Here is a 10915-nt window from a genome sequence, read left to right as displayed (position 1 = left end):
CGATCTGATTGCACTACGAAGTGAGATCGATCGCGGCCATGGGCCGCTCCCGGCCGGACCGCTCCTACAGGGGGAGAGCTGTCGCGGCTTTCCTACAGGTAATCCGCAATCCGCGGAAACCCCTCTGCCACCTTGCGGTGGCTGTCCAGATAGAAGTGCGCAAACATCCCGTCCGCTTCATCCGGCGACATAAAGCCCTCGCTGAATCCCGGGCGCACCGGGTCCAGATGCAGCTTCGCGCAGGAGATGAACTGTGCCGCCAGTTGGGCCATATTCTCGTCGCCCACGGAGATGCGGATGGTGGTGGGGTGGATATCCGCCGAGCGCAACGCTTCCGGGGACAGTTCCGAGTGGGAGGTGAACGCCGGACAGAGCACCATGGTGTTGGTCTGGCCCAGGCTCACCATCTGCCCGAAAGCCGGCTCCAGGGCGTCGAAGAAGTGCTTGAAGGCCTCGGTGGGGATCCCGGCCGCCTCCATGTCGATACTGAACAGCGGCGTGGGCAGGCCGTAGTGCAGCAGCCGCAGGCGCAGCTCGCTGTTGCCGTGTTTCTCCAGCGCGTGGCTGTTGACGCGGATCTCCGGGTGGCTGGCGAAGAAGTGGCTGAGGCAGAGGGTGTTGATGCATTTCTTCAGCATGCGCATCTCCAGGGTGCGCATGCCGTTGTGCACCTCCCAGGCCTTGTCCGCGTCCAGGAAGGCGCCCTTGATGTAGTAGACGTCCCAGAACAGGCTGCGGTCCCAGCTTACGCCCCTGGCACTGTCGCCCTTGGGGATAAACATACGGTGGTTCTCGCCGATCACCACCCCGGCGGTGGTGCCGCCGGTGCCGCCGATATCCTTGGTGTAGGAGTGCACCACGAAGTCCGGCCGCTCCGCCTTGTCTTCGCGGCGCAGCGGCCGGTACAGGAAAGGCGTGGCCAGTGTGGAGTCCAGGCTCACCAGGATATCGTGTCGGTGCGCGGCGGCGCAGATACCCGGTACGTCCAGCATGGTGCCGTGGGGATTGCAGGGAGATTCCAGGTAGGTATGCACCCGCGCGCCGCCGCCGATCGCCTCGGCGCGGGATTTCAACGTATGCTGCAGCAACTGTTCGAACTCCTCCGCGCCGGTGCCGTCGAACCACACCAGCTCAATCGCCATTTTGTCCCGGCGCGCGTAGTGATCCACCAGCAACTGGTGCACGCCACCGTAGATATGCCGCGAGACAATCAGGATATCGCCGCGGGCGAGCTGGTTGGCCAGCAGCGCGTCGATCGCCGCCATGCCGGAGTTGAAATTCCACGCCAGGTACTCCCCCGACTCGGGCCCGCACTCCAGGTCGACAATGGCGTTGGCCAGGGAGATGGAGGTGGGGTTGAGCAGGCGCGAGTAGATATCGTGGCTGGGCTCGCGGCCGCGGAAGGCGTCGTCCACCCACTCGGTGCAGGCGTAGATATAGGTGGCGGTGCGCGCGATCACGGGAGTGGCGGAGAAGATCGCCGGGATGTTGTCGAACAGCGGGTAGCCGCCGCGGGTGGCGATATTGAAATCGCCGCTTCCCTGCAGACTCTGGAAACTGGCGCGCAGGGGGTTTTGCAGGGTATCCAGCAGCTTGGCCAGTTGGAAGCTCATAAAGCGTTTGGCGTTGAACCAGGCGACTTTGTCGGAGCGGTCCAGCCTCTGCAATGTGGCCGCGCTCCGGGCCCACAATTCGCTCAGGTTGCCCTGGGCGCGGTAGAGCAGTTCTGCGGTGTCAAGTAACAGGCGGCCGTGCTCCGAGCCCGGATCGATGGAAAAATGGCGCAGCTGCTCGTGGGCCAATTCCCCGGTGGTCGTCGCGTTACTGCTATTGCGCCGGGGGGAGAGAACTTTTGCGTCTTGCAGATTACTATCCATATTTGTCCTCAAAAATGGTTGTTTATTGTTATATTCTTAACTGTAACAGTTGAAACCTTTTTGTGCACCCCCTCACCTCTGGCTGCGCAATTGACCGCAGCTAATTACAGGTTTGATCAAAAATCCACCAAACCTGTAATGGCGTGTAATGGCGTGTGATCGACCTGTTATCGGTTTATCCGTAGAGTAGTCGCCAGTGTTGAGGAGCGGAGGTTCACCGGGTTGTTATCAGGGGAATCGGTCTAAGGAAAGACACTCTTCAACATCGGTTCCTAACGCCGTGCCGAGGGAGGCACGGCTCGGTAGGAAGTCATTCAGCGCTAGCTGGATTGCCAGGTCGGGCTGGGTATACACAGAGCCTACGTCTGCCCAGTGTGAGGAAGGGCCTGGCCGGGGCACGGATGCTCCATCGCTCTTGATAGTGTTGTTGTAACCGTCTGATGGTTGGAATTGGGACCATCATTTTTGCCGGCAGTGACTTGTTCGCTGCCGGCATTTTTCATTCGGGCCATCCCTGGCCCTCACCCTTCGGGCAGCCTTCGGCTGTGCAAAACGGCTGGTCCGGCCGCTCCAGGTATTGGGGCGCCTGCGGCCCTGCCGTTTTGTCGTTGTGGGGTGGGAGTTGAATGGCGCTAAGCTAAGGGCGGTCAGGGCAATTTTTGTAGGATGGGCAAAGCGCAGCGTGCCCATCAAGGGCCGGAAGATGGGCACGCTGCGCTTTGCCCATCCTACAAGGAGAAGCGGCTTATTCGTCAAGCAGAGTCCTCCTGTAGGAGCCTGCTGTGACCGCCAAGGATGGCGGGGTGCCGCCCAGCGGTCTGCCAGGCGAATTGAGAACCCTGAGTTACTCCTTCTATCTCGTCCCAAACACCTGCCCGATCAGCACGCTGCCCCGGGCAACGGGGTCTCTCCGGATCAATGCCTCCTCTTCGCCAATACGGCTGAAAAGCGTGGCCATACTGCTGTCGATCACATGGCGTTCCAGATCCATACCGGGCTTGTTGGCGATGGGCAATTTTTCGTAGACCGCAAGCATGTTCTTGTACTGGTCATAGAAACCGGTCTTGCGCAGGTTGCTTTCCACGATCGGTTGGTAACGCCGGCGCAGCGCGCTTTCGGTCTGGGCCCGGAAGTAGTTTGTGGCGGCGGTATCACCGCCCCGGATAATGCCCAGGGCATCATTGACCGTCATATTGGTAATCGCCTGTTTGAACACCGGTGCGGCTTCGGCCACCGCCTGCTCCGCGCCGCGGTTCATGGCGGTTTCCAGTTGGTCCACATAGCTGCCAAACCCGAACTGGCGCAGGCTGTCGGCCACGGGCCGGGCGGCTGCCGGGAGCTGCAGGTGGAAGGCCCCCGTCTGCGACAGCCGGCTGCTGGCGCGGTCGGTGCTGGTGTGCAGGGTTTCCTTGATACCGCTGGCGAGCCTGGAATCGGTATCATAGCCCGCGTTTCTGGCCACCTGATTGCCCACATCGATCCAGGGGGACACGGCGTCCATATTCTGGCAGCCCGCTAATACTATTATCCCCGCCACTACCCAATATTGCTTCACGATGATCTCCCTCGTTTCCGGTTCGGTAATGCTACCGCGTGCCGAGTGGTGCGTCAGTGACAGAATTCCCGGTTCAAGGGCAGTGCCCTGTCGCTTGTGCCGGCAGTGACCTGCTTACTGCCGGCTAGCCAAAGCCGAGTGGGAGCCTGATCGGTGAAGGGGGAAGTCAATATTCGCCGGAAAATTTTGTCAGGCCGGTGAATCGCGAAAGGATTTCCTGAAATTCGGCCTCGCTGATATCGACCAGTTCCACCACGCGTCCGTACAGCATGATGGTCGGGACATTTCTCCCCTTTAATTCCTTTTGGGCTTGTTGCAGGCAATATAGTATCGCCCGCTCTTTCCGGGTGAGTCCGTCCCGCGCGTCGGGGATGTTTTCGTAATTGATGTGGTCGTTCATAGCCAAAGTCGAGCGGCAATTGGGTCGCGTACTGCCCGGCAAAAGCCGGATTCGCAGCCGCGCCTCAGGGATGGGCGATCACCAGCAAGGTGCGCGCGTGTTTTTTTACACAGTCCACCGCCAGGCGCAGGTTCTCCGGGTCCAGCGCGGCGAAGCTTTCGTCCAGTACCACCAGCTCCGCGTTTTGTAGCAGCGCGCGGGCGATATACAGGCGGCTGCGTTCGCCGTGGGAGAGCTGCCAGCCCATCTCGCCCACGGTCTGCAGCATGCCGGCGGGCATTTTTTGCAACAGCGGCTCCAGGCCCAGCTCTCGGCAGATGACGTAGGCCCGCCGGACGCTTTCATTGCGCGGCGGCCAGCAATCGCCCATCAGCAGGTTGAACAGAAAGGATTCACCCAGCACGTGGTTTTCGTGGAACTGCGGCGCCGAGGCCACCAGCCTGCGCCACTGGTGCGCGCCCAGGCTGCTTCTGTCGTAACCGTGCAACAGCAGCAGGCCGTCGTCCGGGGTGTGCAGGCCGGTGATCAGGTTGGCGAGGGTGGATTTGCCGGAGCCGGAGGTGCCCTGCAGCAGTATGCGGTCGCCGGTGGCGACGCTCAGGCCGCAGTCGCGCAGGACCGGCCGCTCCTTGTTCGGGTATTTGAAGCGCAGCCCCCGGGCATACAGCAACGGCTGCCCGCGTTCCGCCGGCGGTCGGCCGGGAGGAATGGAGGATGGCATTTTCGCGTGTGCCGTCTCCAGCGCGAACAGCTCGCGCATATTGCGCCAGGCGATCGTCGCGTTCAGGGCGTTGGTGAAGCCGTGCATTCCCTTCAGTACCGCGCGGTAGCCGAGCAGAATGCCGCCCAGGCTGGCGGCGAGGGCGCCGCCTTGCGCCCCGCCGGCGAAGGCGGGAATGAGGCCGGCGATACCCAGCACCAGCCAGCTGCGCGGCAGCAGCGCCACCAGCCGGGTCATGGCATCGTCGGACGCTATGGCGCTCTGCAGGTAACCGCCCAGTTCGCGGTCCTCGCCCCGGTGCCAGTCCGCCGGCGGCTGCTGGGCGAGGCGGGTGCGGTGGCCCACCATCTTCTCGATCAGGCCGTGGGTCAGGGACAGGCGGCGGTCGGTCCAGCGGCTGCGCAGCAGGAATTGCCGCCGGCACAGCGCGACGGCGAACAGCAAAAAGACCGCGAGGGTCGCCAGGTGGAAGGCGCCGCCGGCGGCGAGGGCGAGCACCGGTACCATCAGGCCCAGTTCCACCACCGCCAGCAGGATCAGGAACCCCCCGTGCAGCGCGTCGGATTCTATATTCTCCGCGTCGAACACCCGGCTCAGCATTTGCCCCGAGCCCATATGGCGGATTTTCCCCGGCGCCATGCGCAGGGCGGCGGCGAGCAGCCGCTTCTTGATCAAGGTGCCGGTCTCCACCGAGACGATGCCCTGCAGGCGGGTGGTGAGCAGGGCGAAGGGAATCTGGGTGAACAGCAACAGCACCCAGGCGGCAAACCAGCCGGGGTCCGCCCTGCCTGCCAGCACCGCGACGCCGATCAGCCACCAGCCCAGCAGGAACAGCAGGTACTGGCAGGCGTGGGAGGCGATCAGCCCGGCCAGTTTCCAGTGCAGTCCCTTTTGGCGCATCTGTCGCCAGAGGGGCAAGCCGGGGGGCTGGCGCAACAGCCAGCAGGCCCCGATGGATTCGTGGGCCAGGCTCTCGTCGAGCAGCGCCCGCGCGGCCCCGGCGCGGCGTCCCTCGGCAATGCCGGCGTTCTCCAGCAGTTGCCGGATGCGTTGGCGCTGGGGCTTCTCCAGATCGCCGGTCAGTTGCGCAACCACGTCGCGGGTGCAAACCCGGCGGGTTTCCAGTTGCGGGGTGAGCAGCCGCAGCCGTCGGTGCCCGCCGCCGCAAAGGGCCAGAAAGCGGTCCTCCCCGGCAAAGCGCAGGCGCACCAGTGCGGGAGCCGCGGAGGTCAGCAGTTGCGACAGTTCGGTGTAGCCGGCGCTGACCGCCTCCACCTCCAGGCCGATACGGTGCGCGCCCTGCTGGATACGGCTGTCGATATCGGCAGTCGGGACGCTCCCGCCAGGCTCTTCCGGGGCGGTTTCCCCGCTGTCCAGCCCGGCCCTGTGCGCCAGGGCCTGCAGGGCCGCCTCCAACTGGTCTTCCGGCCAGCAAAGCTGCCGCAGAGTATCGCCGGATTCAGTCGCCATGGTGAATCTCCTCCCGGGGCGCAACCGGCGCGGGTGCCGTCTCTTCCAGCCGGCCGTTTTCCATACGCAATTGCCGCCAGTCTCCGCTCTCCCAGCAACTGCGCCACATCTGCTGTTCCGCGGCCAGCAGGCGGGCGTATCTGGAATCTTCCCGGGCGGCCAGCTCCGCCGGCGGGCCGTCCTCGACGATGCGGCCGTCGGCGACCACCAATACCCGGGAGAAGTGCTGGGTCTCGGCGATATCGTGGGTGATGCAGATCAGGGTGGAGTGTCGCCAGAAGCGCCGCACATTGCCCAGCAGGCGCCGGCGCTGGTGGCGGTCCAGGCCGCGGAAGGGTTCGTCGAGAATGGCGCAGCAGGGGTTTTCCCTCCCCAGGGCGCGGCCCAGGCGCACCCGCTGGCCCTCGCCGCCGGAGACCAGCGCGCCGCTTTCGCCAAGGCCGCTCTGCAGTCCTTCGGGGAGATTGGCCACCAGCTCCAGCAGGTCCGCCTGCCGCAACACCGGGTAGAGGGGCGCGGTGCCGTCGCCACCGTAGCGGAGGTTGTCCAGCAGGCTGCGGTTCCACAGTTGCACCGCCGGGTCAACCCAGGCGCAGTGCCGGCGAAACTGCGCCAGCCGTTCGCCCCGCAGCTCCCCGCCGTTCACCAGGACGCGGCCGCCCGCCGTCCGGTGCCAGCCCAGCAGCAGGCCCACCAGGCTGGACTTGCCCGCACCGGACTCGCCGACGACGGCCAGGTGTTCCCCGGGTGCGATATGCAGATCGACATCCTGCAGGATCAGTTGCCCAGCGGCGCGGGCGCTCGCCTTGTGAAAGCGGATTTCCGCGGGTCCATCCCAGCGCTCCTCTTCTGTACCCTCTCCGCCACCCTTGACCGCTTCCGGTTCTTCTTCGCCGGCGGCCTGCAGCGGTTCCAGCGCGCGCAGCAGGGTGTTGCGCTGCCGCGGGTACTCGCGCATCAGCGCCGCCACCTCCTCGCCCAGTGGCGGCAGGGCGAGTATCCAGTAGACGAGCAGCAGCAGGTAGGGCCCGGCGCCGCCGGTGGAAACACAACCCAGCACCAGCACTGCCGAAAGCACGGTGTTCACCAGCAGCTGTACCGCCTGGCCGGAGAGCTGGAAGCGCAGGAAGGAGCGGCCGGCCCGGGCCCACTCGGTGAGCAATTGTTCGTGCTCGCGCCGCACGGCGGTTTCCGCCCCGTGGGTGCGGATAGGCACCATCCCCTGCAGTGCATCCATATAGAAGCGGCCCAGGGCGCCGGCGTGGGTCTGCACGCGCATGTCCCGGTCCCTGAGCGCGGGTTGGAACACCAGTGGAATCGCCACCTGCACCGCGGTCATCAGCAGCACCAGCGGCGCGGCGAAAGGGGCCAGCCAGATAATGCCGGCGGCGGTGGCGGCCAGGGAGAACGTTTTGTGCAATATGCTCCCGCCGAGCACCGGCAGGTCGCGCAGGGCGAACACCCGGTGGCTGCGCTCGCCGGTATCCGAGACGGGGCGGCTGTGGAAGAAGTGGTCGGGTATCCGCGGCAGCTTTTCCAGCAGGCGCATGCGGAAGCGGCTCTCCAGGTGCCTGCCCAGGACCAGTTGCACCCTGGCCGCGGGATATTGCACCAGCAGCAGGGTGAGGGTGAAGGCCAGTGCCAAGCCGATAGCGGCCAGCCGCTGGGGAGCGGTGGCCAGTTCGCCGTGGATATCGATCAGCCCGCGGAACAGCAGCACTTCCGCCATCAGCCCCAGAACCGAGGCGAGCATGGTCAGCGCCACTACCGCGGGGGCCAGCAGGCCGTCGTCGCGCAGCAGTTGCCAAAGATGGTGCAGCGGGCGCAGCGGCTTTTCGTCCAGGGCTTTGCGCAAATCCTCGGATTCCGCCTGCGCCCGTTCGCGGCCCAGGTGGCCCTTGACCCGCACCAGCACGGCGCCGTGGAAGGCGAGGGCCGGCTCGCTGTTTTCCGCCGCCTGTTCGCCGGGGGGTGTCTGGGGGCGCACGCACCAGTAGTTTTCCGGCACCAGTTGAACTGCGTGGGTGCTGTCTTCGGCAAACTGCCGCGCCAGGCCGTCCAGCAGTTGGCCCGCCTCCCGGCCGCGCTTCAGCGCGCCGGAGCCGGTCAGGGAGGCGAGCATGCGCACCGCGGCATCCAGGAAGGCCAGGGGCTGCCAGTGTTCGTCGGCCAGGGCCCGGCGGCACAGTTCCCCTTCGAGGTCCGGGGGGATTTTGAGCCTGCGCATCCGCTCGCGCAGCGGGGTGACAAATTCCTCGCCGCCGGCCCACTCGCGCCAGTCCGCGGCGGGCACTTCCATGGTGTGGGTGTAGAGTTCGTTCAGGAAGCGGCGGGCGCCGAGCCAGCGCCTGCCGCTGGCCGGGTCCATCACCTGCACCAGGTTGCCGTGGCGGCGCCAGGCCACCACGAAATGGGTGTTGCCGTTGGGCAGGCGCACCACCACCAGGGCGGGCAGGTAGTGGATATCGTCGAGCAGCAGGTGGTCGGCGGGCACCACCAGCTGTTCGGCGTCCAGCCCCAGCTGCACGGCGATTTCCTCCAGGGTGTCGATGGAGGTGCCGTCCACATCCGTCTGGCAGGCGTCGCGCAGGCGGCCGTAATGGGCGCTGACGCCGAAGCCCTCCAGCAGGCATTTGAGGGCCGCGGGGCCGCAGTCCATATTGGAAGTCTGGATGACCTCCGGCGCCAGCCGGCGGGGTTTGCTCATCTACAGCGCTCCGGCGGCCGGTGGATTGCCGCCTTCGCCGGCCATCCACTCCCCGGCCCGCTGCAACAGCAATTGGTAAGGGGCCTTGCGGGCGGTGACGATTTCCACCGCCGCCGGCAGGTGGTGTTGTACCGGCAGCCCGGGCGGGACGTCCCCGTCGATCACCAGTTGCACCAGCACGCGGCCGTCCTGCACCGCCGCGGCCACCCGCTCCACCCGCGCGGAGAGTTCGCCGTAGCGGGTCCAGGCGAAACCGTCCAGGCGCACCCGGGCCCGCTGCCCCGGGCGGATATGCCCCAGTGCCGCGGTGGGCTCGAACTGCGCCTTTACGCGGATTTCTCCCGGCGCCTGGATACTGGCGACCACTGCGCCGGCCTCGAGCATTTGACCCACGTTAATATCCGCCAGGGAGGCCACCACGCCACCGATGGGCGCGCGGAGATGGTATTGGTCCGCGGTCAGCGCCTGCAGGCGCATCCGTGTGTCCGCCTGCGCCAGTTCCTGTTCCGTGGCCGCCAGGCGCCGGGCCAGTTCCGCCCGGGACTGTCGATGGTCCGCGTCCAGTTGCACCAGCCGCTCCTCCGCCGCTTTCAGCTCCGCCTCTGTTTCCAGGGTATCCGCAGCCATCTGCTGCTGGCTGCGCTTGGCAGTCAGGTAATCGAGCTGTGCCCCTTGCTGTTTGGCCGCCAGGCTCTCGTAGCGGGCGGTGATATTCGCCTGGATTTCCAGGTTGCTCTCCAGCAGCGCATGGCGTTCGCGCAACAGCGCGAGCTGCTCCCGCTGTGCGACGCTGTCGCGCTGGAAATTGTTGTCCACGAGTTCCTGTTCGCGGCGCAGGGATTCAAGTTGCTGTTCCAGGCTCCGGGCCACTCGGTTCTCGCCGGCGATGCCCAGGTCCAGCGCCGAGGTATCCAGCTGCAGCAGGGCATCGCCATCGGCCACGGCATCGCCCAGTTGCCGGTGTATCGCGACTACCCGCCCCGATTGCGGAGCGCTGAGCTGGACGGTATTGCCGAACTGCTGCAGCCTGGCTTCGCTACTGACTTTATAGACGGTGATTCCCGCGGTAAAAAACCACAGTCCCCAGGCTGCGAACAGCAGCAGGCCGATAGCAGCGGCCACCGCCTGTAATCGGGTACCGTCGGCCTTAAGGGCGCGGGTGGTGTGTAGAAAGGGCGTACTCATCCGGGTACAACTGGGGTTCCGTAGCGAAGCGGTGTTGTTATTCTTTATCGATTCGCCGGAAGTAGCACCGGCAAAGGACCGGATTTTAAGTGAGAGGGTGATTTTTTACCAATGCCCTCGCAATAAAAGGCACTGATGGACGAATCTGTAGGAGCGGCCCATGGCCGCGATCGATGTGTGCTACGTAAGCCAGACCGATCGCGGCCAGCGGCCGCTCCTACAAGAAGCAGAAAGAGTTGCCATTATGGCTTCGGCGGGAATTGGGAGAGTGGGAATCTACGTCCGGCTTTTACTTGAGATTTGGCTTTCATGGGGTTTTCCTTTTGTCTGGTTTGCGGTTCGAGAAGTCAATTATTGACATTCAGTTCCGGTCCGGCTTTCACCTGGGATTTGGTTTTCATGGAGTTTCTCCTTTTATCTGGTTTGTAGTTTGAGAGGTCAGTCGGTGTCGTGGATGTCCAGATCCGGGCCGGCTTTTACCTGGGATTTGGTTTTCATAGCGTTTCTCCTTTTATCTGGTTTGCGGCTGGATAGGTCAATTTGGTTGGATCTGCAGTCGCGGGCCTGCTTTCACCTGGGACTTGGTTTTCATGGCATCTCTCCTTTTATCTGGTTTGTAGTTTGATTATCTGGTTTGTAGTTTGAGAGGTCAGTTGGTGTCGTGGATGTCCAGTTCCGGGCCGGCTTTTACCTGGGATTTGGTTTTCATGGCGTTTCTCCTTTATCTGGCTGTAACTACTCCCCCATGGGGAACTCGCATTGATTTAAGGAAAGCACCTTGTAGGAGCCTGCTTGCAGGCGAACGGCTACGGAGCTCCGTTCCTATTCGCCTGCAAGCAGGCTCCTACAGGGAGTGAGTAGTTAGTTCCCATCCATAAACGGGTAAGGTATTGAAATATAAGGAAAAAATTTTCTCCAGGCCTTAAAAAAGGCCCTAAAGTTTTGTAAAATCGTTTTCGAGCAAGAAAATAATCAACAAAACCAGAGGGCCTTACTATGC

The 10915-nt window shown here is 64.0% G+C and carries 7 protein-coding genes; 1 reads left to right on the top strand and 6 read right to left on the bottom strand.

All coding sequences use genetic code 11. The features are described from left to right. Window positions 1–92: 92 nt before the first annotated feature. The 6 genes from ACRC0P_RS02050 to ACRC0P_RS02025 form a co-directional block, all read right to left on the bottom strand. Window positions 93–1877: a PLP-dependent transferase gene (locus ACRC0P_RS02050; protein WP_438628034.1), complete on the bottom strand. Its 1785-nt coding sequence runs from the start codon at window positions 1875–1877 to the stop codon at window positions 93–95. 853 nt (window positions 1878–2730) lie between these two features. Further along, on the bottom strand, window positions 2731–3432 hold the full coding sequence (locus ACRC0P_RS02045) for a DUF4197 domain-containing protein (RefSeq protein ID WP_438628032.1): 702 nt from the start codon (window positions 3430–3432) through the stop codon (window positions 2731–2733). Window positions 3433–3598: 166 nt separating this feature from the next. Beyond that, complete coding sequence (locus tag ACRC0P_RS02040) at window positions 3599–3832, bottom strand: hypothetical protein (RefSeq protein WP_438628030.1); 234 nt, start codon at window positions 3830–3832, stop codon at window positions 3599–3601. A 64-nt stretch (window positions 3833–3896) separates the two neighbouring features. Beyond that, a complete protein-coding gene (locus ACRC0P_RS02035) occupies window positions 3897–6023 on the bottom strand; it encodes an ATP-binding cassette domain-containing protein (RefSeq protein ID WP_438628028.1) in 2127 nt (708 codons plus the stop codon). Beyond that, complete coding sequence (locus tag ACRC0P_RS02030) at window positions 6013–8730, bottom strand: cysteine peptidase family C39 domain-containing protein (protein WP_438628026.1); 2718 nt, start codon at window positions 8728–8730, stop codon at window positions 6013–6015. The genes ACRC0P_RS02035 and ACRC0P_RS02030 overlap by 11 nt, the downstream gene beginning before the upstream one ends. After that, complete coding sequence (locus tag ACRC0P_RS02025) at window positions 8731–9915, bottom strand: HlyD family secretion protein (protein WP_438628024.1); 1185 nt, start codon at window positions 9913–9915, stop codon at window positions 8731–8733. A 160-nt stretch (window positions 9916–10075) separates the two neighbouring features. Here ACRC0P_RS02025 and ACRC0P_RS02020 point away from each other — a divergent pair, with 160 nt between their 5' ends. Further along, on the top strand, window positions 10076–10273 hold the full coding sequence (locus tag ACRC0P_RS02020) for a hypothetical protein (RefSeq protein WP_438628022.1): 198 nt from the start codon (window positions 10076–10078) through the stop codon (window positions 10271–10273). Window positions 10274–10915 lie beyond the last annotated feature (642 nt).

It is taken from the genome of Microbulbifer sp. (assembly GCF_051659245.1).
Classification (GTDB): Bacteria; Pseudomonadota; Gammaproteobacteria; order Pseudomonadales; family Cellvibrionaceae; genus Microbulbifer.
Note: the sequence above shows the minus strand (reverse complement) of the source record. Positions and strands in the feature narration are given on the sequence as shown.

Coding starts and splice junctions, on each gene's coding strand:
- ACRC0P_RS02050 (WP_438628034.1), bottom strand. CDS start 1,877: ATGGATAGTAATCTGCAAGACGCAAAAGTTCTCTCCCCCCGGCGCAAT.
- ACRC0P_RS02040 (WP_438628030.1), bottom strand. CDS start 3,832: ATGAACGACCACATCAATTACGAAAACATCCCCGACGCGCGGGACGGA.
- ACRC0P_RS02035 (WP_438628028.1), bottom strand. CDS start 6,023: ATGGCGACTGAATCCGGCGATACTCTGCGGCAGCTTTGCTGGCCGGAA.
- ACRC0P_RS02030 (WP_438628026.1), bottom strand. CDS start 8,730: ATGAGCAAACCCCGCCGGCTGGCGCCGGAGGTCATCCAGACTTCCAAT.
- ACRC0P_RS02025 (WP_438628024.1), bottom strand. CDS start 9,915: ATGAGTACGCCCTTTCTACACACCACCCGCGCCCTTAAGGCCGACGGT.
- ACRC0P_RS02020 (WP_438628022.1), top strand. CDS start 10,076: ATGGCCGCGATCGATGTGTGCTACGTAAGCCAGACCGATCGCGGCCAG.